Annotated in this window: 24 protein-coding genes; 12 read left to right on the forward strand and 12 right to left on the reverse strand. The window is 66.4% G+C overall.

Annotated elements, in window-relative coordinates:
- Nucleotides 1-14 precede the first annotated feature (14 nt).
- Entirely contained in the window at nt 15-2,396 is a 2,382-nt protein-coding gene (locus tag PTT45_RS19990; protein ID WP_273815722.1) for a penicillin acylase family protein, read from the reverse strand.
- Nucleotides 2,397-2,500: 104 nt separating this feature from the next.
- Between PTT45_RS19990 and PTT45_RS19995 the strand changes: the two genes are divergently transcribed.
- Complete coding sequence (locus PTT45_RS19995) at nt 2,501-3,538, forward strand: AraC family transcriptional regulator (protein ID WP_273815724.1); 1,038 nt, start codon at nt 2,501-2,503, stop codon at nt 3,536-3,538.
- On the opposite strand, the gene PTT45_RS20000 is transcribed toward PTT45_RS19995, so the two are convergent.
- Genes PTT45_RS20000 through PTT45_RS20010 form a run of 3 tightly spaced genes read right to left on the reverse strand, consistent with a single transcriptional unit; the run spans nt 3,502 to nt 7,715 of the window.
- Nucleotides 3,502-4,908, reverse strand: coding sequence for an FAD-binding oxidoreductase (locus tag PTT45_RS20000; protein ID WP_273815726.1), 1,407 nt, complete (start codon nt 4,906-4,908; stop codon nt 3,502-3,504). The genes PTT45_RS19995 and PTT45_RS20000 overlap by 37 nt on opposite strands.
- 28 nt (nt 4,909-4,936) lie before the next feature.
- Nucleotides 4,937-7,216, reverse strand: a complete 2,280-nt coding sequence (gene ptsP, locus PTT45_RS20005; RefSeq protein ID WP_273815729.1) for a phosphoenolpyruvate--protein phosphotransferase — start codon at nt 7,214-7,216, stop codon at nt 4,937-4,939.
- A 19-nt stretch (nt 7,217-7,235) separates the two neighbouring features.
- The gene (locus PTT45_RS20010; RefSeq protein ID WP_137973730.1) at nt 7,236-7,715 is read right to left on the reverse strand and encodes an RNA pyrophosphohydrolase; all 480 of its coding nucleotides are present in this window, start codon (nt 7,713-7,715) and stop codon (nt 7,236-7,238) included.
- 146 nt (nt 7,716-7,861) lie between these two features.
- Between PTT45_RS20010 and PTT45_RS20015 the strand changes: the two genes are divergently transcribed.
- The gene (locus tag PTT45_RS20015; protein WP_273815731.1) at nt 7,862-8,515 is read left to right on the forward strand and encodes an HAD family hydrolase; all 654 of its coding nucleotides are present in this window, start codon (nt 7,862-7,864) and stop codon (nt 8,513-8,515) included.
- Between the two features lie 4 nt (nt 8,516-8,519).
- On the opposite strand, the gene PTT45_RS20020 is transcribed toward PTT45_RS20015, so the two are convergent.
- From PTT45_RS20020 to ilvA, 3 genes are read right to left on the reverse strand one after another with little or no spacing between them, the layout of a single operon-like run.
- On the reverse strand, nt 8,520-8,987 hold the full coding sequence (locus PTT45_RS20020) for a DUF2269 family protein (RefSeq protein WP_273815732.1): 468 nt from the start codon (nt 8,985-8,987) through the stop codon (nt 8,520-8,522).
- A 28-nt stretch (nt 8,988-9,015) separates the two neighbouring features.
- Entirely contained in the window at nt 9,016-9,459 is a 444-nt protein-coding gene (locus tag PTT45_RS20025) for a DUF2269 family protein (RefSeq protein WP_273815734.1), read from the reverse strand.
- A gap of 9 nt (nt 9,460-9,468) precedes the next feature.
- Nucleotides 9,469-10,983 (reverse strand): threonine ammonia-lyase, biosynthetic, encoded by a 1,515-nt coding sequence (gene ilvA / locus PTT45_RS20030; RefSeq protein WP_273815735.1) that lies wholly within the window; start codon nt 10,981-10,983, stop codon nt 9,469-9,471.
- Between the two features lie 191 nt (nt 10,984-11,174).
- Between ilvA and PTT45_RS20035 the strand changes: the two genes are divergently transcribed.
- Entirely contained in the window at nt 11,175-12,302 is a 1,128-nt protein-coding gene (locus tag PTT45_RS20035; RefSeq protein ID WP_273815738.1) for a calcium-binding protein, read from the forward strand.
- Between the two features lie 64 nt (nt 12,303-12,366).
- On the forward strand, nt 12,367-13,038 hold the full coding sequence (gene rpiA / locus PTT45_RS20040) for a ribose-5-phosphate isomerase RpiA (RefSeq protein WP_273815739.1): 672 nt from the start codon (nt 12,367-12,369) through the stop codon (nt 13,036-13,038).
- Nucleotides 13,039-13,098: 60 nt separating this feature from the next.
- On the opposite strand, the gene PTT45_RS20045 is transcribed toward rpiA, so the two are convergent.
- The 3 genes from PTT45_RS20045 to speB are packed head-to-tail and all read right to left on the reverse strand — an operon-like array spanning nt 13,099 to nt 16,001.
- Nucleotides 13,099-14,616 (reverse strand): purine-cytosine permease family protein, encoded by a 1,518-nt coding sequence (locus PTT45_RS20045; RefSeq protein ID WP_273815741.1) that lies wholly within the window; start codon nt 14,614-14,616, stop codon nt 13,099-13,101.
- Between the two features lie 21 nt (nt 14,617-14,637).
- A complete protein-coding gene (locus tag PTT45_RS20050; protein WP_273815742.1) occupies nt 14,638-15,045 on the reverse strand; it encodes a YybH family protein in 408 nt (135 codons plus the stop codon).
- Nucleotides 15,042-16,001 (reverse strand): agmatinase, encoded by a 960-nt coding sequence (gene speB, locus PTT45_RS20055; RefSeq protein WP_273815744.1) that lies wholly within the window; start codon nt 15,999-16,001, stop codon nt 15,042-15,044. Before speB ends, PTT45_RS20050 begins: the two co-directional genes overlap by 4 nt.
- Before the next feature lie 173 nt (nt 16,002-16,174).
- Here speB and PTT45_RS20060 point away from each other — a divergent pair, with 173 nt between their 5' ends.
- Nucleotides 16,175-17,068 carry a LysR family transcriptional regulator gene (locus tag PTT45_RS20060; protein WP_273815745.1) on the forward strand — a complete coding sequence of 298 codons (894 nt, stop codon included), beginning with the start codon at nt 16,175-16,177 and terminating at the stop codon, nt 17,066-17,068.
- 43 nt (nt 17,069-17,111) lie between these two features.
- Complete coding sequence (locus PTT45_RS20065; RefSeq protein WP_273815746.1) at nt 17,112-17,444, forward strand: YegP family protein; 333 nt, start codon at nt 17,112-17,114, stop codon at nt 17,442-17,444.
- A 28-nt stretch (nt 17,445-17,472) separates the two neighbouring features.
- Here PTT45_RS20065 and PTT45_RS20070 read toward each other — a convergent pair whose 3' ends face one another.
- Nucleotides 17,473-18,396, reverse strand: coding sequence for an SdiA-regulated domain-containing protein (locus PTT45_RS20070; protein WP_273815747.1), 924 nt, complete (start codon nt 18,394-18,396; stop codon nt 17,473-17,475).
- Between the two features lie 119 nt (nt 18,397-18,515).
- On the opposite strand from PTT45_RS20070, the gene PTT45_RS20075 reads away from it, so the two are divergent.
- Both PTT45_RS20075 and ubiM read left to right on the forward strand, forming a co-directional pair.
- Nucleotides 18,516-19,526: an AraC family transcriptional regulator gene (locus PTT45_RS20075; protein ID WP_273815748.1), complete on the forward strand. Its 1,011-nt coding sequence runs from the start codon at nt 18,516-18,518 to the stop codon at nt 19,524-19,526.
- Nucleotides 19,527-19,603: 77 nt separating this feature from the next.
- Nucleotides 19,604-20,776, forward strand: a complete 1,173-nt coding sequence (ubiM, locus tag PTT45_RS20080; protein ID WP_273815749.1) for a 5-demethoxyubiquinol-8 5-hydroxylase UbiM — start codon at nt 19,604-19,606, stop codon at nt 20,774-20,776.
- 1 nt (nt 20,777) lies between these two features.
- On the opposite strand, the gene PTT45_RS20085 is transcribed toward ubiM, so the two are convergent.
- On the reverse strand, nt 20,778-21,356 hold the full coding sequence (locus tag PTT45_RS20085; protein WP_273815750.1) for a GIY-YIG nuclease family protein: 579 nt from the start codon (nt 21,354-21,356) through the stop codon (nt 20,778-20,780).
- Nucleotides 21,357-21,585: 229 nt separating this feature from the next.
- Between PTT45_RS20085 and PTT45_RS20090 the strand changes: the two genes are divergently transcribed.
- From PTT45_RS20090 to PTT45_RS20105, 4 genes are read left to right on the forward strand one after another with little or no spacing between them, the layout of a single operon-like run.
- The gene (locus tag PTT45_RS20090; RefSeq protein ID WP_273815751.1) at nt 21,586-22,638 is read left to right on the forward strand and encodes an ABC transporter ATP-binding protein; all 1,053 of its coding nucleotides are present in this window, start codon (nt 21,586-21,588) and stop codon (nt 22,636-22,638) included.
- Nucleotides 22,635-23,543: an ABC transporter permease gene (locus PTT45_RS20095; RefSeq protein ID WP_273815752.1), complete on the forward strand. Its 909-nt coding sequence runs from the start codon at nt 22,635-22,637 to the stop codon at nt 23,541-23,543. Before PTT45_RS20090 ends, PTT45_RS20095 begins: the two co-directional genes overlap by 4 nt.
- Nucleotides 23,540-24,328 carry an ABC transporter permease gene (locus PTT45_RS20100; RefSeq protein WP_273815753.1) on the forward strand — a complete coding sequence of 263 codons (789 nt, stop codon included), beginning with the start codon at nt 23,540-23,542 and terminating at the stop codon, nt 24,326-24,328. The genes PTT45_RS20095 and PTT45_RS20100 overlap by 4 nt, the downstream gene beginning before the upstream one ends.
- A gap of 10 nt (nt 24,329-24,338) precedes the next feature.
- On the forward strand, nt 24,339-25,382 hold the full coding sequence (locus tag PTT45_RS20105) for an ABC transporter substrate-binding protein (protein ID WP_273815755.1): 1,044 nt from the start codon (nt 24,339-24,341) through the stop codon (nt 25,380-25,382).
- Nucleotides 25,383-25,409 lie beyond the last annotated feature (27 nt).

Genomic DNA, 25,409 nt, shown 5'->3' on the forward strand with positions numbered 1-25,409 from the left:
TCATTGCCGGGCTATCAGTCCGTCGGCTGCAGTTGCAGGGTACCGCGGGTATTGGCCTGCACATCGTCGCCGGCGAAGTGCATGGGCTGGTACTCGCCCTTGATGTAGGGCTCGGCCTGGTCGGAGTAGTGCTTGTCGAACGGCACGCCGCTCTGCCCGACCGGGTTGATGCCCAGCGCCTTGCTGGCGTCGGCCAGGTCGATCAGGCGACGGGTAGACGGGCCGTAAACCACCGACCAGGGCGCCGGACCGACGCGGTGCGAGAGGTTGTTCGGCACCTCGTGGCCACCCGGAGCGGCGAACGGGCCGACGTTGAACAGCAGGTTCAGCGGCTTCTGCGAGCCCAGCGGGTGCTGGTGGGTGACGGTGTGGCCCTGGCTCCATTGCCACTTGGTACTGTCCTCGCCGAAGGTTTGGCGCAGGTGCGCAACGCTCGCCTGCCAGGCCGCCTTGACCGTATCAGCGCGGGTTTCCACGGCTTCAGTGCCGCGCTTGTCCCACCAGGCGGAACCGGCATCGGCGGTCAGGCGCGGCAGGGCCACGTCGAGCACGCGGGTCTGCAGCAGGCTGTCGAAGAAGGCGTCGCCCAGTTCGTCATGCATGGCCTGGTTGGCCAGCTCGAAGGTCAGCTGGTTGAACAGGGTGGCCGCGGTGGACTCCAGCGGATGCCCGCCGTCCCAGGTGGCGAGTTGCTCGACCAGGGCACGTTCTTCGTCGTTGGCTGCGGCGGCGCGCAGGTCGGCGAGGATCGGTGCCAGCAGGCGCGGGCCGTAGCCGGTGCCGTCGTCCAGCTGCAGCGCCTGGCTGTTCTGGGTGTCCCACTTCACGTCCGCCTGGGCCAGGCGTTGGTTCAGGCGCGCGCCGCGGTCCGGCAGGTTGTAGTAGCCGGGGATCGGCACGCCGGTGGGTGAGTCAGGCTGGAAGTTGGCCGAGACGATGTAGCCACGCTCCGGGTTCTCTTCCTGCGGGTTGGCGGAGAACGGTAGGAACGCAGGCTTGTCCGCCTCGCCGGTGCTGCCGTCGAGGATGAAGTTCGGGTTCACGCCGGCCGGGCGCTGCGGCAGCTTGCCGGCGGCCCACCAGCCGATGTCGCCGCTGGCATTGGCGTAGATCACGTTGAGGCCGGGCGAGTGGATCTTCGCGGCGGCGGCGCTGGCCTTGGCCAGGCTGTCGGCGCGGTTGAGCTGGTAGAAGGCCTCGAGGATCGGGTTCTCGGTCTCGAGGAAGGCCCACCACATGGCGATCGGCGTCTTGCCCGGCGTGGAGCCGAGCACGTCGTTGACGATGGGGCCGTGTGGCGAGCGGCGCAGGGTGATGCTGACGTCGTCGCCACCCTTGACCTTGATGGTTTCCTCGCGGCTCTGCAGGTCGACCCACTGGCCGTTGATCGACACCTGGTTGGGGTTGTCCGGGTTGACCTTCTCGGCGATCAGATCGAGGTCGTCGTTCTGGAACATGGTCAGGCTCCAGGCGAACTGCTGGTTGTGCCCGAGCGAGGCATAGGGGTTGAGCGCCTGGTGGTGGCCATACAGCTCGAAGCCCGGGTAGCTCAGCTGCGCCTCGTACCACACTGCCGGTGCGCTGAAGCGAATGTGCGGGTCGCCGGCCAGCAGCGGCTTGCCGCTGGCGGTGCGGCCACCGGACACGGCCCAGGCGTTGCTGCCCTCGAACTGCGGCAGGCCGGCGTCCTCGAGTGCCTGCAGGCTGAGGTGTGCCAGGCCGTTGAGTGCCTGCCAGTCCTCGTTGCCGAGGCGCTGGGCCAGGGCGCCACCGGGGTGCCAGTCGAGGTCGAACACGCGCAGGTAGTCGGCACCGAGGTTATCACGCACGTAGGTCAGCACCGGCTCGGTGCGGAAGCCGGCGGCGAAGCTGTAGGCCATGTAGCCGGCCACGCTGACGGTGTCCTCCAGGGTGAAGGGGCGCGGCTCGATGCCCAGCAGGGCGAACTCCACCGGCGCCGGGCGGCTGGCCTGGAACTGGTTGATGCCGTCGAGGTAGGCCTGCATGGCCTTGATCGCCGGGCTGTTGCGGTCGAGCGACTGCACGTAGCGATCGGCATGCTGGCGGATGTCCAGGCTGCGGAACAGGCGGTCGGTGTCGACCAGCTTCGGCCCCAGCACCTCGGCCAGTTCGCCGCGCGCCAGGCGGCGCAGCAGCTCCATCTGGAACAGGCGGTCCTGGGCATGCACGAAGCCCAGGGCGCGGTACATGTCGGTCTCGTTCTGCGCCTGGATATGCGGCACGCCGCGTTCGTCGTAGCGCACCTCGACGGGGGCTTGCAGGCCGGCGAGCGGCAGGCTGCCGTCGCGCACGGGCAACTGCTTGTCGATGTACCAGGCGGTGCCGGCAGCAGCCGCGGCGATGGCCACGGCGAGGAAGGTCAGACTGCGTTTCATGACGCGCTCCTTGTTGTTGTGCGGCCATTCTGCGCAGCAGTTCGGCCAGCGGCATTGACCGTTGATGTTCATGCTGGAATTCTCTGGTCAAACAAGGAGCCGTCATGACGACCCTCGCCGGCACCGCGCCGCTGACCCATTCCGCCACTCTGCGCCGCCTGCTCTACGAGGCCCTGGCCGAGCTCGGCCACGACCCGGCGACCATCTACCGGCGCACCAACCAGAACCGCCGCCTGGTGCCGCCACCGATGGAGGGTCGCCTGAGCCACGACGAGGCGCCGTTGTTCTGGCTGGCCGCCGATGCCCTGACCGGCGACCCGGATATCGGCCTGCACCTGGGCGAGGTGATGAAGCCGCGCCTGCTCGATGTGGTCGGCTACCTGCTGCTGGCCAGCCGCGACCTGGAGCAGGCGTTGCGCAGCTTCCTGCAGTTCCAGCACATCCTGGCCGGTGGTTTCGTCGCCCAGCTGCGTATCGAGGGCGAGCGCGTCTGCCTGGTGCTGGACCTCAACTACCGCGGCTTCGGCCCGCTGCGCCAGCAGATGGAGTGCCTGGTGCTGCTGTTCATCAAGCTGCTGCGGCTGATCACCGACGACGATTTCCAGATCGATGGCCTCGATCTGCGCCATGTCCGCCCGGTGCGCATCGGCGAGCACCTCAGGCTGTTCGGCCTGCAGCCAAACTTCGCCGCCGAGCACGATGCCCTGTGGTTCCCCGCCGCGCTGCTGCGCAGGCCGTCGCGCAACGCCAATCCCGAGCTGCACCGGGTGCTCTGGCAGCACGCCGAGCAGCAACTGGCCGAGCTGGTGGAGAACGATCTGCTCAATCGCCTGAGTTATCTGCTGGAGATGCGCCTGGGCAGGGCCGACTGTTCGCTGCAGGCCTGCGCGGCCGAACTGGCCATGGCGCCGGCAGCCCTGCAGCGCGGCCTGGCTGCCCAGGGCAGCCACCTGCGCCAGGTGCGCGAGGCGATCCAGCAGGCACGCGCGCATGCCCTGCTGCAGGGTGGTCAGGCGATTCGGGAGGTGGCACGTGCCTGCGGCTTCGCCGAGCTGTCGCCGTTCTACCGGGCGTTCAGGCGCTGGTACGGCATCGCGCCGGATGCCTATCGGGCCAAGCTGCTGCTGGAGAAGGGCGAGTAGTAGGCGTCCCACAGTCGATTGCGAAATTTGTATCCCGGGTCCAGACGCTGTTTGAGGGCGAAGAACTCGGGGGCGCGTGGGTAGGCAGCGAGGAACTGCTCCCGGCTGGCGTGAATCTGGTACGGCAGGTAATAGCGTCCACCGCAGGCCAGTGCCGCGTCGATCAGGTCGCGGGTCCAGGCCGCGGCGCGTGTGCGTTCGTCCGCGGAGCTGCCCTGGCGATAGTAGAGCACCAGGGCGAACACTTCTTCCGGGGCCCAGGCCAGCAGGGTGCCGGGGTCGGCCTTGGCGTGGCGGATCGACACGTTGAGTAGGTTAGCGTCGTGTTGTCGGGTCAGGCGTGCCAGCTCGCCAACGAAGCGTTCCAGCTGCTGTGGCGGTACGAAGTATTCCTGCAGCACGAAGCTGAAGTCCGGCCCGGAGATGGGTTCCAGCTCGCGCACGTCCAGGCTGGCCTCGTGGTTGCGCCATTGCACCAGCTTGCCGCGGAATAGCAGCGGGTCCAATGCTGCCTCGCGCAGCATGCGGCCGGTGTGGGACGAGCTGGTCAGGCGGATGCCGGCATGCTGCAGGTGGTAGCTGCGGTTGGCCGGAGTCAGGCGCAGCAGTTCGGTGAGGGTCGCGTCGGTGCTGCGATAGGACACGGCGCGGACCTTGTCGAAGGAGCCTGGATAGAGAATGGCGTTGTGCAGGACCAGATCGGTCTTGCCGCGCACCTCCTGGTCGAACCAGGCGCGGTACTCGGTGAGCGGCATGACCTTGGATTCGCGGGCGATGCGGCTGTTCTCGGCCAGGCCAAGCGTGGCCTCGACTATGACGCCCAGGCCGCCATAGCCTCCGATGGCACCATGGAACAGTTCGCTGTTCTGGCTCGGGCTGGCGTCCACCAGGCTGCCGTCGGCCAGCACCAGGCGGATGCTGCGCACCGAGCCGATCAGCGGGCCCTCGCCGACGTAGCGGCCATGCACATTGACCGACAGCGAGCCGCCGACCGTGAAGTTGGCGTAGGACTGCATGATCTGCGGCGACAGGTCGTATGGGTCGATGTATTCGAGTATCTCGCGCCAGGTGATGCCGGTCTGTACACGAATCTCCCGGCGCTCGGCGGAGAATTCCAGGACTTGGTCGAAGTCACGCATGTCGATCTGCAGGGCGCCGACGGTGGCGGTCTGGCCGCCCATGCTGAAGCGCCCGCCGCCGATACTGATGGGGCCGGAATGCTGCTTCACCGCTTCGATGATCTGCTCCAGCTCTGTAGGGGCAATGACCTGTTCGACCTCGATGGGGTTGAGGCCGGTAACATCGTTGATCATCTGGCCGGCCAGCGCCGGCAGGCCTAGGAGGGTCAGGCAGAGAAGTAATGCGCGCATGAACTGTCCTTGTTCGCGGCGCGGCGACTCAGCTCTGGATGGTCGCCGCCGGGTTGATCACGCGGCCCAGGCCGAGGTTGCGCAGGGCCAGGTGCAGGGCGCTGTGGATGACCTGCGGGTTGTCGATGGTCATCAGCTGCTCGAGCAGCTCGCGGGCCTTGCTCGAGCTGATCTGGCGCAGCAGCCACTTCACCTTGGGCAGGTTGGTGGCGTTCATCGACAGGCTGTCGAAGCCCATCGCCAGCAGCAGCACGGCCATGGCCGGGTCGCCGGCCATCTCGCCGCAGATGCTCACCGGCTTGCCTTCGGCATGGGCGCCATTGACCACCAGACGCAGTGCCGTGAGCACCGCCGGGTGGAGGAAGTCGTAGAGGTCAGCGACGCGCGGGTTATTGCGGTCGACCGCCAGCAGGTACTGGGTCAGGTCGTTGGAGCCGACCGAGAGGAAGTCGACCTGCCGCGCCATCTCGCGAATCTGGTAGACCGCAGCGGGAATCTCGATCATCACGCCTACCGGCGGCATGGGGATGTCCACGCCCTCGTCGCGTACCTCGCCCCATGCGCGGTGTATCAGGTGCAGCGACTCTTCCAGTTCCTGCAGGCCGGAGATCATCGGCAGCAGGATGCGCAGGTTGTTCAGGCCTTCGCTGGCCTTGAGCATGGCGCGCACCTGAACCAGGAAGATCTCCGGGTGGTCGAGGGTGATGCGGATGCCGCGCCAGCCGAGGAAGGGGTTGTCTTCCTTGATCGGGAAGTAGGGCAGGGCCTTGTCGCCACCGATATCCAGGGTGCGCATGGTCACCGGCAGCGGGTGGAAGGCGGCCAGCTGCTCGCGGTAGGTGGCCAGCTGTTCCTTCTCGCTGGGGAAGCGCTCGCCGTTCATGAACGGCACTTCAGTGCGGTACAGACCGACGCCTTCGGCGCCGCGTTCCTGGGCGCGCTTCACGTCGGCCAGCAGGCCGGTGTTGACCCACAGCGGCATGCGCTGGCCGTCCAGCGTCTCGCAGGGCAGCTCGCGCAGGGCGTCGAGGCCCTGGGCCAGCTGGCGTTCCTCCTCGACCACCTCGGCGTACTGCTTGCGCAGCATCTCGCTGGGGTTGGTGAAGACCTCGCCGTGGTAGCCGTCGACGATCAGCTCGATGCCGTCGACCTTGGAGTAGGGCAGGTCGACCACGCCCATGACCGTGGGAATGCCCATGGCGCGGGCGAGGATCGCCACGTGAGAGTTGCCCGAGCCCTGTACGGAGATCAGGCCGACCAGCTTGCCTTCCGGCACCTGGCCGAGCATGGCCGGCGAGAGTTCCTCGCTGACCAGGATGGTGTTGTCCGGATAGACCAGGTTCTGCTTGCGCTCTTCCTGCAGGTAGGCGAGCAGGCGGCGGCCGAGGTCGCGCACGTCGCTGGCGCGTTCGCGCAGGTAGGCGTCGTCCATCAGCTCGAAGCGCGACACGTGCTCGGTGACCACCTGGCGCAGCGCGCCCTGGGCCCACTGGCCGGTTTTGATGACCTTGCGCACCTCGTTACCGAGGGCGTTGTCGTCGAGCATCATCAGATACACGTCGAACAGCGCCAGCTCTTCCTTGCGCAGCTGGCTGGCGAGCTTCTCGGACAGCTCCTGCATGTCCTCGCGGACCCATTCCAGGGCCTTGCCGAACAGGCCGAGCTCGGCCTCGATATCGTCGACCGACTTGTCCGGTACCACGTTGAGATCGGCCGGCGGCAGTACCACCACGGCGGAACCGACGGCCGCGCCGGGTGAGCCGGGCACGCCGACGAAGCGCGCCTCCTGGATGCCCTTGCCCTGCTTGCCCAGGCCGCGGATCGAGCCGGTGGCTTCGGCGTGGGCGATAACGCCGGCGAGCTGGGCGCTCATGGTGACCAGGAAGGCTTCTTCGCCCTCGTCGAACTGGCGGCGTTCCTTTTGCTGCACCACCAGAACGCCCATCACCCGGCGGTGGTGGATGATCGGTGCGCCGAGGAAGGAGGCGTAGCGCTCCTCGCCGGTCTCGGGGAAGTACATGTAGCGCGGGTGTTCGGAGGCGAACTCGAGGTTCAGCGGCTCCTCGCGGGTGCCGACCAGGCCGACCAGGCCCTCGTTCGGCGCCATGCTGACCTTGCCGATGGAGCGCTTGTTGAGGCCGTCGGTGGCCATCAGCACGAAGCGGTTGCTCTCCGGGTCGAGCAGGTAGACGGAACAGACCTGGCTGCCCATGGCTTCCTTCACCCGTTGCACGATGATCGTCAGCGCCGCGCGAAGATCCTTCGCGGCGTTTACTTCCTGGACGATCTTGCGCAGGGTGTTGAGCATGGCTCGCACTTGAACTCCGTCAGTCGCGCGCTAGCAGGCGCGGGGCCAATTCCTTGAGGGCGCGACGGTAAACCTCGCGCTTGAACGTCACTACTTGATTCAGCGGGTACCAGTAACTCACCCAGCGCCAGCCGTCGAACTCCGGCTTGCCGGTCAGGTCCATCCGTACCCGGCTCTCGTCGCCGGTCAGACGCAGCAGGAACCACTTCTGTTTCTGCCCGATGCACAGCGGCTGGCTGTGGGTGCGGACCAGACGCTGGGGCAGACGATAGCGCAACCAGCCTCGGGTGCAGGCGAGAATCTTCACATCCTGCTGCTCCAGCCCCACTTCCTCGTTCAACTCGCGGTACAGCGCCTGTTCCGCCGATTCGTTGGGGTTGATGCCGCCCTGGGGAAACTGCCAGGCGTCCTGGTTGATCCGCCGTGCCCATAGCACCTGCCCGACATCATTGGTCAGGATGATGCCGACATTGGGGCGGAAACCATCGGAATCGATCACGGCACAGCACCTCGAAAACGCATGTTCCGGCATTGTTCCATAAAGCCCGCAGGCGCAGCAAACGCGGGGCGCCGGCGATGGGCAGGGGCGGTGAAAGCGGCTATTCTGGCGCCCCTTCGTGACCATTGCGATTCAGGTATCCAGACGTGCGCCTTGCTCTCTTCGACCTCGACAACACCCTGCTGGCCGGTGACAGCGACCACAGCTGGGGCGAATTCCTCTGCGAGACCGGCCGGGTCGACGCCGTCGAGTACCGCGCGCGCAATGATGCCTTCTACGCCGACTACTGCGCCGGCAAGCTCGATGTGGTGGCCTACCAGAGCTTCACCCAGGACATCCTCAGCCGTACAGGCGCGGAAGAACTGGCGAGCTGGCAGGCCGAGTTCATGCGCGATGTGATCGAGCCAATCATCCTGGCCAAGGGCGAGGCGCTGCTGCAGCAACACCGCGAGGCTGGCGACAAGCTGGTGATCATCACCGCCACCAACCGTTTCATCACCGCGCCGATCGCCGCGCGCCTGGGCGTCGAGACGCTGATCGCCACCGAGTGCGCGATGGAAGATGGCCGCTACCTCGGCCGCGTTGCCGGCGTGCCCTGCTATCAGGAAGGCAAGGTGACGCGGATGTCCGAGTGGCTGGCCGAGACTGGCCTGAGCCTGGAAGGCAGCTACTTCTACAGCGACTCGCGCAACGACCTGCCGCTGCTGCAGGCGGCTTCGCACCCCGTTGCGGTCGACCCGGACGACACCCTGCGCGCCATCGCCGTCGAGCGTGGCTGGCCGGTGCTCAGCCTGCGCTGATCCGTCACAGGGGCTTGGCCACCATCAGCCAGAAGATGGCGATGAAGGCGATGAACGCCGGCCAGCCGAGCACGAACCAGATACGCATATAGCGCTCGGCACGCTCCGGTAGCTCGCCGCCGCTCTGCAGTGCCTCGATGGCCATGTCGCGCACGCGGATCTGCAGCCACAGCACCGGCAGCCAGCACAGCCCGGCGAAGACGAATAGCCCGACGCTCCACAGCAGCCATGCCTGGTTCAGCGGCCAGCCGCCGAGCTTGGCCAGGCCCAGGCCGGATAGCGGCTGAAAGACGGCCGTCGTCGCGATGAACAGCCAGTCGGCGGTGACTAGGTGGCGGAAGGTGGTGGCGATCATCTCCACGCGCCCGCTGCGCCAGGCGCGCAACGCGTAGTACGCCGAGCCCAGACCGGTGCCGAACAGCAGGGTGGAAGAGAGAACGTGCAGGGTCTTGAGCAGCAGGTAGAGCGTCATCGCTGCTGCTCGCGATGGAGAAGAGGCATCAGGCCGGCTTGGCCCCCATCAGGGCGAAGATCGCCAGCAGCAGGACCAGCATCACCGCCGCATAGGCGACCACGAAGCGCAGCAGCTTGGCCGGCACGTTGCCTGCGGCGACGGCCTTCTGCCAGGCGCCCAGGCGGTTGTGCAGGAGCAGGCCGAACAGCACCAGCACGCCGAACATCTTGGCGCTGAACAGCAGCCAGGTCGCACCCAGCGACAGGCCGACCGTGTGCACCAGCCACCAGCCGCTGACCGGCAGGCTCAGGGTGACCAGGCCGATGGCCGGCATGCTGTACAGGCGGGTGACGCGCAGCTTGCGGGTCAGGATCGCCGCATCGCCCGAGCGGTTGGCCTTCCACAGCATGAAGGTATGGGCGATGAAGCCCGCCAGGATCAGTACAGCGGGAATCAGGTGGGCGTACTTCAGCAGTTGGTAGTGTTCCATCAGTGTTCCTTAACCGAGGAAAAGCTTGTAGGCCGGGTTATCGGTCTCGTCCCAGTAGGGGTAGCCGATGGCATCGAAGGCCGCGGGAATCTGGTTGCGCTCGTCTGCCGGCACCTGCAGCGCGGCCAGTACGCGGCCATCGGCGGCACCATGGTTGCGGTAATGGAACATGGTGATGTTCCAGCGCCCGCCCAGGCGGTTGAGGAAGTTGAACAGCGCGCCCGGGCGCTCGGGGAACTCGAAGCGGAATACCACCTCGTCCGCCACGGCCGCTGCGTGGCCGCCCACGGTGTGGCGAATGTGCAGTTTGGCCAGCTCGTTCTCGGTCAGGTCGAGTACCGGGAAGCCCTGTTCGCGCAGGTTCTCCACCAGCGCCTGGCGCGGGTCGTTTTCCGGGTGGGTCTGCACGCCGACGAAGATGTGCGCCTCGCGGTCGGTGTGATAGCGGTAGTTGAACTCGGTGATCTGGCGCTTGCCGATCGCCTCGCAGAAGGCCTTGAAGCTGCCCGGCCGCTCGGGGATGGTCACGGCGATGATCGCCTCGCGCTTCTCGCCCAGCTCGGCGCGCTCGGCCACGTGGCGCAGGCGGTCGAAATTGATGTTGGCGCCCGAGTCGATGCCCACCAGCACCTTGTCCTGCAGGCCCTCGCGCTCCACGTACTTCTTGATCCCGGCCACGGCCAGGGCACCGGCCGGCTCGGTGATCGAGCGGGTGTCGTCGTAGATGTCCTTGATCGCCGCGCAGATCTCGTCGGTGCTGACGGTGATCACCTCGTCCACATAGTCCTTGCAGATGTCGAAGCAGTGCGCACCGATCTGCGCCACGGCCACGCCGTCGGCGAACAGCCCGACCTGCGGCAGCACCACGCGCTCGCCGGCGGCCATGGCGGCCTGCAGGCAGTTGGAGTCGTCCGGCTCGACGCCGATCACCTTGATGTCCGGGCGCAGGTATTTCACGTACGCGGCGATGCCGGAGATCAGGCCGCCGCCGCCGACCGGCACGAAGATGGCGTCCAGCTGGCCCGGCTGCTGGCGCAGGATTTCCATGGCCACGGTGCCTTGCCCGGCGATCACCAGCGGATCGTCATAGGGGTGGATGTAGGTGTAGCCCTTCTCTTCCACCAGCTTGAGCGAATGCGCCAGCGCCTCGGGGAAGGCGTCGCCGTGCAGCACCACCTTGCCACCGCGCGAGCGCACGCCCTGCACCTTCAGCTCCGGGGTGGTGCGCGGCATGACGATGGTCGCCTTCACGCCCAGGTGCTTGGCGGCCAGGGCCAGGCCCTGGGCATGGTTGCCGGCGGAGGCGGTGACCACGCCGCGCTCCAGCTCCTCGGCAGTCAGCTGGGCCAGCTTGTTGTAGGCGCCGCGAATCTTGAACGAGTACACCGGCTGCAGATCCTCTCGCTTGAGCAGAATCTGGTTGCCCAGCCGCTCGGTGAGCTGGCGGGCGGGTTGCAGCGGGGTTTCCACCGCGACGTCGTAGACGCGCGAGGTGAGGATCTTCTTCATGTACTGTTCGAGCATCACGGGTATCACGGCGCAGAGAAGGAGGGAGAGGGGAGTCTACTCCGCCCGCACCGCGCGCGGCCACCCGCGCGGCTGCGCTGGCGAGCCGACCGGCGGCGGGAATCTTTTGCCGCGCGTGTCAGTCAGTCAGCTCAGGCCCCTTGTGCAGTGGCGTGCCGCTCCCACACCCCACTTCATGAGGATCCGCCATGGCCGTTCCCTCTCGCGTACCCGTGCCCGGCACTTCCGGCGATGACCTGCTGGTCGCGCCCGCCGAACCCAGCCGCCTGGTTGGCGGTGCCGGCGATGACATCCTGATCGACAGCCCCGGCTCCGACGCCCTGGTCGGCGGCGCCGGCCACAACCGCCTGTATGGCGGCCTCGGCAGCGACTACTACACCTACGACCTGGCCGCCGCCGGCCGCGACGAAATCCTCGACTTCGACCCCAGCCCATCCTGGGTCAACGTCAACCTCGACACCCTGATCATCAGCGAGAGCCTGGAAGAGTTCGGGCCCTTCGAGCGCCGCGACGACGACCTGCTGATCGGCCTGAGCGGCGAGCCGGGCGTGGTGACGGTCAAATACTTCTTCCTCGACCCGGCGTTCCGCATCGAGATCTTCCGCTTCGGCAACACAGTGATCACCGACGAGCAGATCCTGCGCAACTTCCACATCGACCCGACCATGCCCATCGGCCGTAGCGCCGACAACCCGCCGACCTACACCGGTGACTTGATCCGCCTGACCGGCAACGAGCAGGCCAATCGCCTGGCGGCGGCGGACCGGCCGACCTACCTGCTCGGCCGCGGCGGCAACGACCTGCTGATCGGCAGCCGCCACGGCGATGTGCTCAACGGCGGCAGCAGCAAGCCGATGTTCCTCGGCGACAACCGCTGGAACCGCCTCTACGGCGGGCCGGGCAACGACTACTACCAGGTCGACTCCGTGGTCGACTTCGGCGACCAGCAGATCTACGACTACGACCCCACGCCGGGCAACCTCGACACCCTGCAGATTCGTGGCGATGTCGGCGGCGCGGCGGGCGTGCACATGAACGGTGTGGCCGGTGGTGACCTGATCATCGAGCTGTACACCGAGCAGCGCATCGTCATCAGCAACTACTTCCTCGACCGGGCCTTCGTGGTCGAGAAGATCGTCTTCGACGACGGCAGCGTGCTCGACGAGGCCGCGGTACGCCAGCGCGTGGGGCTGCCGGCGGCGCTGGCGCCACAGGCCAGCCTGAGCACGCCGCCGCACTGCTGCGCGGATGATGTCGGTGGCGATGCCTGGCTGAATCTGACGCTGCTCGCTGGTGCGGCGCTGGGTGGCGGCTGATCGGCGCTGCGGCGAGCCGGTCGGGGCGGCTATAATCGCGGTTTTCCAGCCCGGCAGAAGCGTCATGACCCAGGATCAGCTCAAGCAGGCGGTGGCCCAGGCCGCCGTCGACCACATTCTTCCCCACCTCGACAGCAAGAGCGTGATCGGCGTCGGCACCGGCTCCACCGCCAACTTCTTCATCGACGCCCTGGCCCAGCACAAGATGGCCTTCGACGGCGCCGTGGCCAGCTCCGAAGCCACCGCTGCACGCCTCAAGGGCCACGGCATCCCGGTCTACGACCTGAATGCGGTGGACGGCCTGGAGTTCTACATCGACGGCGCCGACGAGAGCGATGAGCGCCTCAATCTGATCAAGGGCGGCGGCGCGGCCCTGACCCGCGAGAAGATCGTCGCGGCCGTGGCCAAGACCTTCGTCTGCATCGCCGATGGCAGCAAGCTGGTGCCGGTGCTCGGCGCCTTCCCGCTGCCAGTCGAGGTGATTCCCATGGCCCGCAGCCACGTGGCGCGCCAGCTGGTGAAGCTGGGCGGTGACCCGGTGTACCGCGAGGGTGTGGTCACCGACAACGGCAACATCATTCTCGACGTGCACAACATGAGCATCACCGACCCGGTGAAGCTGGAGGCGGACATCAACGCCATCGTCGGCGTGGTCACCAACGGCCTGTTCGCTGCGCGCCCGGCCGACCTGTTGCTGCTCGGCACCAGCGAAGGCGTGAAGACGCTCAAGGCCTGATCTCAGCGCCGTAATGCAAAAGACCCGGCCTAGGCCGGGTCTTTTTGTTTGCGTGGGGGCTCAGGCGACGTTGCCGCTGATGCCCGGCGCGCGGCGGGTACGATGGCTGCGTACCCAGCGCGGGCCTTGCGGGCCGTAGACGCACGGCGGCTCGGGGAACAGCGCCAGCAGCGTGAGGTACAGCAGCGCGGCGATGCCCAGGGTCACCGGCAGGCTGATGTCGATGCCGCCGGCCAGCTCGCCGAGCGGTCCGACGAACTGCCCCGGCAGGTTGACGAAGGCCAGGCCGATGGCCGCGCTCGGCAGCCAGGCACCCATGCCACGCCAGTTCCAGCCACCCTCGAACCAGTAGGCGCCGCCACGCTGGCCGCGGGTGAACACCTGCAGGTCATCGGCGTGGTAGAAGCCGCGGCGCACCAGCAGGCCGAGCAGCATGATGACCATCCACGGGCTGGTGCAGGTGATGATCAGCACGGCGAAGGTCGACACGCTCTGCACCAGGTTGAAGGCGAAGCGGCCGATGAAGATGAAGGCGATCGACATCACCCCGATCAGCAGTGTGGCCTGCACCCGGCTGAGCAGGCGCGGCATCACGCTGGACATGTCCAGGCCGGTGCCATACAGCGCGGTGGTGCCGGTGGACATGCCGCCGATCACCGCAATCAGACACACCGGCAGGAAGAACCAGGTGGGCGACACGGCCAGCAGGCCGCCGACGTAGTTGTAGTTGGCGATGTAGTCCGGTGCCTTCACCGCGACGATGGTCGCGGTGATCAGGCCGAAGAAGAACGGGATCAGGGTGCCCAGTTGGGCGCAGATCACCGCCAGCATGATGCGTTTCTGCGAGGTCTCGCGCGGGATGTAGCGCGACCAGTCGCCGAGGAAGGCGCCGAACGACACCGGGTTGCTCATGGCCAGCAGCGCGGCGCCGATGAACGAGGCCCAGAAGCCCGGCTGGTCGAGTTGCACACTGCCGGCGTAGCTGGCGTCGAACGGGCCGAAGAAGGCGGCGGCGCCGAGCAGGAACAGCAGGCTGGCGGCCAGCACGGCGATCTTGTTGACCCACAGCATGAAGCGGAAGCCGTAGATGCACACCACCAGCACCAGCACGGCGAACAGGCCGTAGGCCAGGCCCAGGGTCAGGTCGGTCTCCGGCAGGCCGAACAGGCGCTTGGCGCCGCCGATCAGGGCGTCGCCCGAGCTCCACACCGACAGCGAGAAGAAGGCGATGGCGGTGAGCAGCGAGAGGAACGAGCCGACGATGCGCCCGTGCACGCCGAAGTGGGCGCCGGACGACACCGCGTTGTTGGTGCCGTTGAGCGCGCCGAACAGGCCCATCGGGGCGAGGATCAGCGAGCCGACCAGCACGCCGAGCAGGATGGCCCAGGCGCCGGCCTCGAAGGACAGGCCGAAGATCACCGGGAAGCTGCCCAGCACGGCGGTGGAGAAGGTGTTGGCGCCGCCGAAGATCAGACGGAACAGGTCCAGGGGCTTGGCGTGGCGCTCGTGAGCGGGGATCTGCTCGACCCCGAAGGTTTCTATCTGCGTGATCGTTTGTGGCTTGTTGTTGTTATCCATTGTTCTCTCCCGGGATGCCCATCAGGTGTTCGGCAGCTGCTCCGGCATGGCCGATAGGTGCTCGTGGCAGGCCAGCCAACGGCCCTGTTCTTGTTGTTGGCGGAAGACGATGGTCTCCCGTTCCAGGCACTCCACGACCTCGCCGCCCACCTGCAGGCGCGTGGCGACATCGTGAATGAAAATCGCCAGCTCGCCCTGCAGGCTGACGACCGGATTGCTCGAGGCGCAGGCCAGCACGCGGAAGCCGTCGCGCTGCCAGTCGTCCCACAGGGCGCGATAGGCCGCGCGGCCGATCAGCGGCTGTGCGGTGGTGTGGAAGACGAAGCTGGCATCTGTGCTGAAGGCGGCGAAGTAGCCCTCGGTATCGTTGCTGGCGAAGGCCTCCACCAGGGTGCGGGCGGCCGCCAGCACCTGCTGTTCGGCATTCATCGGCGCTGCACTCCCGGCAGGATGCAGAGCATCTCGTAGAGCAGGTTGGCGCCCAGCAGCGAGGTATTGCCGGTGGTGTCGTAGGGCGGCGAGACCTCGACCAGGTCGCCGCCGATGATGTCCAGGCCCTGGCAGCCACGGATGATCTCCATCGCCTGGATGGTGGTCAGGCCGCCGATCTCCGGGGTGCCGGTGCCGGGCGCCCAGGCCGGGTCGATGCCGTCGATGTCGAAGGACAGGTACACCGGGCCGCCACCGACCTTCTCGCGCACTTCGGCCATCAGCGGGGCGAGGGACTTGTGCCAGCACTCCTCGGCCTGCACCACGCGAAAGCCCTGCTTGCGGCTCCAGTTGAAGTCTTCGGCGGTGTAGCCCTGGGCGCGCAGGCCGATCTGCACCACGCGGTCGCAGTCGAGCAGGTCTTCTTCCACGGCGCGGCGGAAGGTGGTGCCGTGGGCGATCTTCTCGCCGAACATGTGGTCGTTCACATCGGCATGCGCGTCGATATGTACCAGGCCGACCTTGCCGTGCCTCTTCTTGATGGCGCGGAGGATCGGCAGGGTGATGGTGTGATCGCCACCGAGGGTCAGCGGCAGAATGCCGTGGCCGAGGATCTTGTCGTAGGACTCCTCGATGATGCGCACGGCTTCCAGCAGGTTGAAGGTGTTGATCGCCACGTCGCCGATATCGGCCACGTTCAGCGAATCGAAGGGCGCAGCGCCAGTGGCCATGTTGTACGGGCGGATCATCACCGACTCGGCGCGGATTTCGCGCGGGCCGAAGCGGGTGCCGGAGCGCAACGAGGTGCCGATATCGAGCGGCACGCCGACGAAGGCGGCGTCGAGCTTGTCGAGTTCTTCCGGGGTCTGGATATGCGGCAGGCGAAGCATGGTGGCGATGCCGCCGAAGCGCGGCATCTCGTTGCCGCCCAGGGGCTGGTGGAGGATCTTGTCCACGGGGTGGCCTCACGGTGTTGTGGTTATGATCGGCCAGGAGAACGCTGCCCCCGGCCAAGGCTTGGGCGGATTCTTGCGGGGTGGCGCGGCGGGAAGAATCTCTGTGGCGAAATAATCAGTTCAGAAATTTCTGAACTAATGGCAGCCTTGTCCCGCTCACCGGAGACTGCCTCATGACCCTCGCCCTGCCCGATCTCAAGCTGCTGCGTATCTTCGCCACGGTGGTTCGCTACCAGGGTTTCGCCGCCGCCCAGCAGGAACTGAACCTGTCCACTTCGGCGATCAGTACCTACATGAGCCAGCTGGAGTCGCAGCTGGGCCTGGTGCTCTGCCATCGTGGCCGTGGCGGTTTCAGCCTGACCAGCAAGGGCGAGCTGTTCCACCAGGAGTGCCTGCGCCTGCTGGCGGAACTGGAAGGCTTCGAGCGCTACTCGGCGGCGCTCAAGGGTGAGCTGCGCGGCACCCTCAACCTCGGCGTGCTGGATTCCACGGTGAGCGACCCGGCGCTGCCGCTGGCCGAGGTGATCGGCGCCTACAGCGACGAACACCCGGCCGTGCACCTGCACCTGTCGGTGATGAGCCCGCAGGAGTTGCAGCTGGCGGTGCTGGAGAACCGCCTCGACCTGGCCATCGGCGCCTTCTATACGCGCACCAGCGGCCTCACCTACCAGGCGCTGCACCGCGAGCAGCACTGGCTGTACTGCAGCGACCGCCATCCGCTGTTCGAGCAGCGGCGCATTCCGCCCGAGGTGATCACCCAGCAGCGCATGGTCGGGCGTGGCTACTGGAGCCAGAGCGAGCTGGCCCGGCACGGCTTCAAGCACAGCGCGGCGACCGTGGAGTCGATGGAGGCGCAGCTGATCCTGGTGCTGTCCGGCGCCTATATCGGCTACCTGCCGGAGCACTACGCGCAGAGCTGGGTCGACCAGCGCCGGCTCAAGGTGCTGCTGCCGACCACCTTCGGCTACCAGGCGCCGTTCAGCCTCGCCCTGCGTCGCGGTCGCGCGCGTGAGCCGTTGATCCAGAGCTTCCGTGATCGGCTGAAAGGTCAGCTCGACCCCGCGTAGCTGCGGCTACGCTTAGCTGACCCTGCACAACGGAGGTTCAGCCATGGCCAGTAAATTCCACCTGAAGAAAGCCGCGAACGAGCAGTTCCACTTCAACCTGCACGCCGGCAACGGCGAGATCATCCTCAGCAGCGAGCAGTACAAGGCCAAGCAGTCGGCCCTGGATGGCATCGAGTCGGTGCGCAAGAACTCCCAGCGCGACGGCGCGTTCGAGATCAAGGCGGCCGCCGGCGGCAAGTATCACTTCGTGCTCAAGGCCACCAACGGCCAGGTGATCGGGCAGAGCCAGCTGTATGCCACTGAGGCCGGCGCCAAGGCCGGCACCGAATCGGTGAAGAAGAGCGCCCCGGACGCGACCCTGCAGGACGACAGCTGATACCTGGCGTGGGGCGGCCGGCGCCGCCTCACTCGGCGGCTTGCTTCTCGAACACGTAGAACAGGTTCGGCTCGCTGACCAGGTACAGCCGGCCGTTGTCGTCGGTGGCCACGCCCTCGGCCTGTGGCACGCCGCGCTCCAGACCGTGCTGGCCGCCGAGCAGTGACAGCGAGCTGATCGGGCGGCCATCCGAGTTGATCTCCAGCACCAGCCGCGACTCGTCCGAGAGCGCCAGCAGATGGCCGGTATGGGTGTCGTAATCGAGGCTGGAGAGGTCGCGCACGAACAGGCGGGCGTCGCGCTTAGGATCATCCACCACATGCACCGCGAAGGGTTTGTCCGGATTGGTGTGGGGGAAGCCGTGGATCTCGTAGATGCGCACCGGGTCGCGCTCCTTGGCGGCGAACAGACGGTGATTAACGGCGTCGTAGGCCAGCCCCTCGAAGCCCTTGTTGCCATTCAGGCCGATGCCCAGCGACAGCTGCTCGGACTCGGCGGCGTCGACGAACTCGGTGTCGGCGTTGAGGTTGACTCGGTACAGGCGCTGCTGGCGCTCGTCGGTGATCACGTAGACGTCGCGGCTGATGTACTCGATGGCCTCCGGGTCGCCGAAGCCGACCAGTGCCACGCGGCGCAGCACCTTGCCGTCCAGCGACAGCTCGACGATCTCCGGATTCTTGTTGGTCACCGTGAAGAGGCTGTGACGATCCGGGTCGAAGGTCAGCGCCGAGACATCGGCGCTCAAGCCGTCGATGGGCTGGGCCTGGACCACGACGCGATAGTCCGGCAGCCAGATCGATTTGTCGCGCCACTCGCTGGCATGGCGCCATTCTTGCACCACGAACCAGCCACGTTCGAGCAGGCGCCATTGGTGGGCAACTACCAGCAGCGCCACGAGGGCGAGCAATGCCAGGGTGGGCAGCAGGACACGAGCTTGAGTCAGGCGGCGCATGGACGAGGTTCCGAGTCAGGGTGGCAGCATCAAAACAGCTGCAGCTGAATTCAAGCTTAAGAAAGCTGAACCGGGCCGCCGGCCAAGTTACCGAATACCACCGCAGCGGAAACGGCTTCATGTCAGTGTTACCGGAAGAGCGAATATTGACCACCCTGCACACGGTCGCCCTGGCCGTGCAGAGCGTGCAGCGCATGGGCGTGCCGGCCGAGCAGTTGCTGGAGGGCAGCGGCATCTGCCAGCAGGAGTTGCAAAGCCCCGCCCGGCTGGTCAGCCATGCCCAGGAGCTGCGGGTGCTGAGCAATGCCCTGGCGGCCAGTGCCGACCCGGCCCTCGGCCTGCTGCTGGGCAAGCGCATGCATGTGTCCGCCTACGGCATGCTCGGCTACACCCTGCTGGCTAGCCGCGACCTGGCCGAGGCGCTACGCCTGGCGATCGCTCATCCGACGCTGCTCGGCACCTATTTCCAGCTGGAGCTGCAGCCGGTCGGCGACGAGGTACGCCTGAGCGCCAGCGGCTATCGCTACGCGCTGGCGCTGCGCCAGTTCAACATCGAGCTGTGCCTGGCCTCGCTACTCACCGTGGTGCAGGACCTGCTCGGCGAGTCGGTGCGCCCGCGGCGCCTGCTGCTGGACTACCCGGCACCGGCGCATGCTGCCAGCTACAGCGAGCGACTCGGCTGCCCGGTGGAGTTCGATGCCGGCTGCAACGCGCTGTGCTTCAACCCCAAGCTGCTCGAGCGCACGCTGCCGCTGGCCGACCCGGTCAGCCACCAGCACGGCCTGCAGCAATGCATGCAGCTGGAAGCGCAGCTGCACAGTCGCCACGACCTGCGCGACCTGATCCGCCAGCAGCTGTCCGGCGACCTGACCGAGTGCTCCACCTTGGAGCGTGTCGCTACCCGCCTGCACCGTTCCGAGCGAACCCTGCGCCGCCACCTGCAGCAGCTCAACACCAGCTTCCAGCACCTACTCGACGAGGTGCGCTACGACAAGGCGCGCCAGCTGCTGCTCAACACCGACAAGCCGATCTACCTGATCGCCGAGGAACTCGGCTACAGCGAGACCGCCAGCTTCCGTCACGCCTTCCAGCGCTGGAGCGGTCTGGCGCCGAGCGAACTGCGCCGCTGATTGACCGGGGACAAGGGCCGGGCGCTTGCTCGGCTCTAGACTCCGGCCATTCCTGTGTCGCGCGGAGCGCCCGTCCCATGATTCACGATGTCGCCATCATCGGCGCCGGCCCGGCCGGCCTGTGCCTGGCCCGTGCCCTGTCCGGGCACGGCCTGTCCATCGTCTTGCTCGAGCGTCAGGCCGAAGCTGAGCTGGCCGAGCCGGCCTTCGATGGCCGCGAGATCGCCCTGACCCACGCCTCCCAGGCGCTGCTGGAAAAGCTCGGCCTGTGGTCGCGCCTGCCTGCCGATGAGGTCGCCGTGCTGCGCGACGCCCAGGTGCTCAACGGCCCCTCGCTGTTCGCCCTGAAGATTCGTGCCGAGCAGGCCGGCGCCGAGCGCCTTGGCCATCTGGTCGCCAACCGGGCGATTCGCCGTGCCGCGTTCGAGGCGGTTGCCGAGTGCGCCGATGTGCAGCTGCGCTGCGCGGTGTCGGTACGAGCCATCCGCCACGCCGAGCGCGAGGTGCAACTGGAGCTGGCCGACGGCGAGGTGCTGCACACGCGCCTGCTGGTCGCCGCCGACAGCCGCTTCTCCGAGACCCGCCGCCAGCTGGGCATCGGCGCGCGGCTCAAGGACTTCGGCAAAACCATGCTGGTGTGCCGCATGGACCACGAGCAGCCGCACCGGCAGACCGCCTGGGAGTGGTTCGGCTACGGCCAGACCCTGGCCCTGCTGCCGCTCAATGGCAACCAGTCCTCGGTGGTGCTGACCCTGCCGCCGCGCGAGATCGAGCGCCTGCGCGCTCTGGACGAAGAGGCCTTCGCTCGCGAGATGGAGCAGCGTTTCGACCGCCGCCTGGGCGCCATGCGCCTGGCCAGTGCGCGGCATGCTTATCCGCTGGTCGGCGCCTATGCCGAACGCCTGGTCGGCCCGCGCTGCGCACTGCTCGGCGACGCCGCCGTCGGCATGCATCCGGTCACCGCTCATGGCTTCAACTTCGGCCTGGGCAGCGTGCAGCGCCTGGCCGAAGCCGTACTGGCCGCCCATGCCCGTCGCGAAGACATCGCCGTGCCGGCGGTGCTGGCCCGCTACGAGCGCCAGCACCGCCTGGCGACCTGGCCGCTGTACCAGGCCACCAACCTGCTGGTGGATGTCTACACCAACGACCGCCTGCCGGCGAAGCTGCTACGGGGTGCGGGACTGCGGGTGGCGCAGGGGTTGTTGCCATTGAAGAAGGGGATTGCGCGGCATCTGACGGCGCGAGCTTGAGCTAGATGACTTGAGCTACATGGCGCTTTGATGTGCCTTCGCGTGCAAGGCGCCCTTCTCGCATAAGCAGACCAATGATGCTGTAGGACAGATAGTCCTTAGAGCCACCGCCATAATCGCTGCGCAGTCCCAGCAGGCTCGCAGTGTCGGAGTTCGTCACGCCTTTGGGGTTGGCTTTGGCGAACTCCAACACGGCCTCTTTCAGAAGATTTAGCCCTAGCTGCGCCTTTTCCCTGACTCCTTGAGGGACGATGATCGCTGGCCTGACTTTGGCGCCTAAGCCATTAGGCAAGACTGCATTAGTTAACAGGCCACCTGTCTCGATGGTCCCAAATGCAGCAATAAGCTCGGCCTCTACCTTTAGGGCTTGGGCCTCGGTTAGTTGATCCACCATTCGGGTTACTAGCACTTTCGCACCTGCCAGCGTGATCTCCTTAATTCTTTGTCCTTTGATTGAGTCGTCGGGGCGTACGAGGTGATCGTAAGAGCGTGTCCCAGTGCCCTTCCCTATGTAGAAGGGAAGGGCAGGAGAGTTTCTTGGATCTTTAAGCGCGTAAACGTAGTAGGACGTATCTGTCATGGCTGGCTTCCAGTGCGCGAGATCGGGTCACTTTAATTGGGGTAGACGGTATCTAACAGGTGTCCTTGTTGAACTGAGCGGCCGGTAACTTGGCCGCATCTATCCCCTTTTGTCCGCATCTATCGTTCTGCCGCAAGCGCAGCGCTGCCTAGAATCGATCACAGGGCCATTTGGCTTCTTCCTGCCTCTTAATCACCAATAAAAACAATTGGTTAGGAGCTAATTGCGGATGAGCAGTGCGATCTCGATCGAAACCCTGAGCATGGAGTACGGCGCCGTTGGCAGTGGCCACAAGGCCCTGGACGGTGTCTCGCTGGAAATCCGCGACAACGAATTCTTCACCCTGCTGGGGCCGTCCGGCTGCGGCAAGACCACGCTGCTGCGGCTGATCGCTGGTTTCGAGCAGCCTACTGCCGGGGTGATTCGCCTGTACGGCGAGCCGATGCAGGACCTCCCGCCCTTCCGCCGTCCGGTCAATACCGTGTTCCAGAGCTATGCGCTGTTCCCGCACATGACGGTGGCGCAGAACATCGGCTTCGGCCTGGAGATGCAGGGCAAGCCCAAGGCCGAGATCGCCGCCACGGTCGAGCGCATGCTGGCGCTGGTGAAGCTGCCGGACGTCGGTAACCGCCGCGCCGACCAGCTCTCCGGTGGCCAGCAGCAGCGCATCGCCCTGGCACGTGCGCTGGCCAGCCGGCCCAAGGTGTTGTTGCTCGACGAGTCGCTCTCGGCGCTGGACATGAAGCTGCGCAAGGAGATGCAGATCGAGCTCAAGCGCCTGCAGGCCGAGACCGGCATCACCTTCATCTTCGTCACCCACGACCAGGAAGAAGCGCTGACCATGTCCGACCGCATCGCGGTGATGAGCAAGGGCTGCATCCACCAGGTCGGCACGCCGGGCGAGATCTACGAGAGCCCGGTGAATCGCACCGTGGCCGACTTCATCGGCGAGACCAACTTCCTCGAGGCCGACCCGTTCGCCGGTGGCGCGCGCCTCGGCGATGGCCAGGTGCTGAACCTGGCCGGCGTGCCACAGAGTGGGCGGGTGACCCTGGCGATCCGCCCGGAACGCATCAGCCTGAGCGAATCCGGCAACCTGGCCGGCGAGGTGGAGGAGGTGGTGTACATCGGCACCGACACCCTCTACCTGCTCAAGGTCGCCGGGCAGTCCGGCTTCCGCGTGCGCCAGCAGAATCGTGGCGGCATGAGCCAGCCGCTGCCGCGCGGTGCCCAGGTGCGCCTGGACGTGCCGGCCGCCGCCGTCCGGGTGCTGAGCGAATGAGTACGCCCCGGCAACTGGCCGAGCGCCGCCAGCTGCTGCGCCGCCTCGGCCTGATCGCGCCTGGCATGGCGGTGCTGCTGGTGTTCATGCTCGCGCCGCTGGCGATCATGCTGCTGGTGTCCTTCCTGCAGCCCGGCGACTACGGCGGTGTGAAGTGGGGCCAATACTCGCTGGATGCCTACGTCAGCTTCCTCTACGAGCGCGATTTCGACGACAGCCTGGTGTTCAACACCGACTACCTGGGCATCTTCCAGCGCTCCTTCGGCCTGGCAGTGGCGACTACGCTCGGCTGCCTGCTGATCGGCTTCCCCACCGCGCTGTACCTGGCGCTGCAGAGCGAGAAGAAACGCAACCTGCTGCTGTTCCTGGTCACGGTGCCGTTCTGGACCAACCTGCTGGTGCGGGTCTACGCCTGGATGCTGCTGCTGCGTAATGGCGGCCTGGTCGACAGCGGCCTCGGCCTGTTCGGCGTGCCGGAGGGCAGCGTCGGCCTGCTGTACAGCAATGGCGCAGTGATGATCGGCCTGCTCTACAGCTTCCTGCCGTTCATGGTGCTGCCGATCTACACCAGCCTGGAGAAGCTCGACTGGCGCCTGGTGGAGGCGGCCTTCGACCTCGGCGCCAATCGCTGGCAGGCGCTCAAGCGGGTGATCCTGCCGCTGGCGCTGCCGGGCATGCTGGCCGGCGCCACGCTGGTGTTCATTCCGGCGCTGGGCAACTACATCATTCCCGAGCTGCTCGGGGGCGGTAAGTCGCTGATGATCGGCAACCTGGTGCAGCTGCAGTTCGGCTCGGCGCACAACTGGCCGCTAGGGTCGGCGCTGGCCTTCGCGCTGTTCAGTCTGGTGCTGCTGGCGTTGCTGTTCAACGGCCTGCGCCAGCGTGGCCAGGAGGTGCGCGCATGAACCTGCAGGGCCCGCTGTGGCGGTTCACCGGCGTGCGCCCGGTGGCCTGGGCGTTCTTCGCCTTCCTCTATATCCCGATCATCGTGCTGGTGGCGCTGAGCTTCAACGCCGGGCAGTCGGCCACCCTGTGGCAGGGTTTCAGCTTCAAGTGGTACTCGGTGGTGGCCAATGACCCGGAGATCCTGCGTGCGGCGAAGAATTCGCTGATCGTCGCGGTCTGCGCCACGCTTATCTCCACCTGCCTGGCGACCCTGGCGGCGCTGGGCATGCACGGCCGGTGCTTCCGTGGCCAGGGCGCGCTGCAGGGCGTGCTCGGCCTGCCGTTGCTGGTGCCGGACATCGTCTGCGCGGTGGCGATCCTGATGTTCTTCGCCTTCATCGGCCTGAAGCTATCGCTGCTGACCATCCTCATCGCCCACGTGGTGTTCTGCACGCCGTTCGCCTACCTGCCGATCCGCGCGCGCCTGCAGGGCATGGATCCGCGCCTGCTGGAGGCTGCCGCCGACCTGTACGCCTCGCCCTGGCGCGCGTTCTGGCGGGTCAGCTTCCCGCTGCTGCTGCCCGGCATCCTCTCCGGGGCGATGCTCGCCTTCATCATCTCGATGGACGATTTCGTCATCACCTACTTCGTCGCCGGTGCCGGTTCGACCACCCTGCCGGTGTACATCTTCAGTTCGATTCGCATGGGCATATCGCCGAAGATCAACGCGATTTCCTCGATCATGCTCGTGCTTTCCATTCTTTTTGTAACCCTGTCGTACTACTTAGGCCAACGCAAACGCTAGGAGCCAGACCATGATCCGTCGTACCCCGCTCGCGCTATCCGTAGTATTCGCCCTGGGCCTGTCCGGCGCCGCCCAGGCCGCCGGCACGCTGAACTTCGCCAACTGGTCGGACTATTACCCGCCGGAGCTGCTGAAGAAGTTCGAGGCCGACACCGGCATCAAGGCCACTCTCGATGCCTACGACTCCAACGAGACCCTGCTGGCCAAGCTCAAGGCCGGTGGTGGCAACTACGACGTGGTGGTGCCCTCGGACAGCTTCATCCAGATCATGGTGCAGGAGGGCCTGCTGCAGAAGTTCGACAAGAGCAAGCTGCCGAACCTGGCCAACCTGGCGCCGACCTTCCAGAAGCTCGACTACGACCTCGGCCATGACTACAGCGTGCCGTACCTGTGGGGTTCGACCGGCTACAGCTACGACAGCGCCCAGGTGCCGGGCGGCAAGCTCGAGGAGAGCTGGGGCCCGTTCTTCGAACCGCCGGCCGAGCTGAAGGGCAAGGTGGTGGCGCTCAACTCGATGGACGACCTGTTCCCGCCGGCGGCCTTCTACCTGGGCATCGACCGCTGCACCGAAGACCCGCAGGACATGAAGAAGGTCATGGAGCTGCTGCTCAAGCAGAAGCCGATGCTGGCCATGTACAACAGCGACGGCACCATCGAGCGCATGGCGGCCGGCGAAGTGGCCATGCACCAGCAATGGAACGGCGCCTTCCACCGCGCCAAGGAACAGCGTGCGTCGCTGACCTACGTCTATCCGAAGGAAGGCATCGCCACCTTCATCGACAACTTCGTGATCCCCGCCGGCGCCACCAACGTCGCCGAGGCCCACGTGTTCATCAACTGGATGCTGCAGCCGGAGAACATCGCCGCCGCGTCCAACTTCGCCAAGTACCACAACGCCATCGCCGGCTCCGAGAAGTTCATGGACAAGGCGCTGTTCGACGACCCGGCGATCAACACCCCGGCCGACAAGCTCGAGCGTCTGCGCCCGTTCAAGCTCTGCTCGCCCAAGTCCCTGGCCCTGCGCAGCAAGGTCTGGACCAAGCTGAAGAAATAATCCGCAATCCCGGGAGGCCCTGGTGCC

Origin of the sequence: Pseudomonas sp. Gutcm_11s, assembly GCF_028649395.1 — a bacterium.
In the GTDB taxonomy this organism is placed as follows: domain Bacteria; phylum Pseudomonadota; class Gammaproteobacteria; order Pseudomonadales; family Pseudomonadaceae; genus Aquipseudomonas.

Coding starts and splice junctions, on each gene's coding strand:
- PTT45_RS19990 (WP_273815722.1), bottom strand. CDS start 2,396: ATGAAACGCAGTCTGACCTTCCTCGCCGTGGCCATCGCCGCGGCTGCT.
- PTT45_RS20100 (WP_273815753.1), top strand. CDS start 23,540: ATGAACCTGCAGGGCCCGCTGTGGCGGTTCACCGGCGTGCGCCCGGTG.
- PTT45_RS20035 (WP_273815738.1), top strand. CDS start 11,175: ATGGCCGTTCCCTCTCGCGTACCCGTGCCCGGCACTTCCGGCGATGAC.
- ubiM (WP_273815749.1), top strand. CDS start 19,604: ATGATTCACGATGTCGCCATCATCGGCGCCGGCCCGGCCGGCCTGTGC.
- PTT45_RS20020 (WP_273815732.1), bottom strand. CDS start 8,987: ATGACGCTCTACCTGCTGCTCAAGACCCTGCACGTTCTCTCTTCCACC.
- PTT45_RS20095 (WP_273815752.1), top strand. CDS start 22,635: ATGAGTACGCCCCGGCAACTGGCCGAGCGCCGCCAGCTGCTGCGCCGC.
- PTT45_RS20070 (WP_273815747.1), bottom strand. CDS start 18,396: ATGCGCCGCCTGACTCAAGCTCGTGTCCTGCTGCCCACCCTGGCATTG.
- PTT45_RS19995 (WP_273815724.1), top strand. CDS start 2,501: ATGACGACCCTCGCCGGCACCGCGCCGCTGACCCATTCCGCCACTCTG.
- PTT45_RS20075 (WP_273815748.1), top strand. CDS start 18,516: ATGTCAGTGTTACCGGAAGAGCGAATATTGACCACCCTGCACACGGTC.
- PTT45_RS20105 (WP_273815755.1), top strand. CDS start 24,339: ATGATCCGTCGTACCCCGCTCGCGCTATCCGTAGTATTCGCCCTGGGC.
- PTT45_RS20085 (WP_273815750.1), bottom strand. CDS start 21,356: ATGACAGATACGTCCTACTACGTTTACGCGCTTAAAGATCCAAGAAAC.
- PTT45_RS20025 (WP_273815734.1), bottom strand. CDS start 9,459: ATGGAACACTACCAACTGCTGAAGTACGCCCACCTGATTCCCGCTGTA.
- rpiA (WP_273815739.1), top strand. CDS start 12,367: ATGACCCAGGATCAGCTCAAGCAGGCGGTGGCCCAGGCCGCCGTCGAC.
- PTT45_RS20060 (WP_273815745.1), top strand. CDS start 16,175: ATGACCCTCGCCCTGCCCGATCTCAAGCTGCTGCGTATCTTCGCCACG.
- PTT45_RS20065 (WP_273815746.1), top strand. CDS start 17,112: ATGGCCAGTAAATTCCACCTGAAGAAAGCCGCGAACGAGCAGTTCCAC.
- ptsP (WP_273815729.1), bottom strand. CDS start 7,216: ATGCTCAACACCCTGCGCAAGATCGTCCAGGAAGTAAACGCCGCGAAG.
- PTT45_RS20050 (WP_273815742.1), bottom strand. CDS start 15,045: ATGAATGCCGAACAGCAGGTGCTGGCGGCCGCCCGCACCCTGGTGGAG.
- ilvA (WP_273815735.1), bottom strand. CDS start 10,983: ATGCTCGAACAGTACATGAAGAAGATCCTCACCTCGCGCGTCTACGAC.
- PTT45_RS20045 (WP_273815741.1), bottom strand. CDS start 14,616: ATGGATAACAACAACAAGCCACAAACGATCACGCAGATAGAAACCTTC.
- PTT45_RS20000 (WP_273815726.1), bottom strand. CDS start 4,908: ATGCGCGCATTACTTCTCTGCCTGACCCTCCTAGGCCTGCCGGCGCTG.
- PTT45_RS20090 (WP_273815751.1), top strand. CDS start 21,586: ATGAGCAGTGCGATCTCGATCGAAACCCTGAGCATGGAGTACGGCGCC.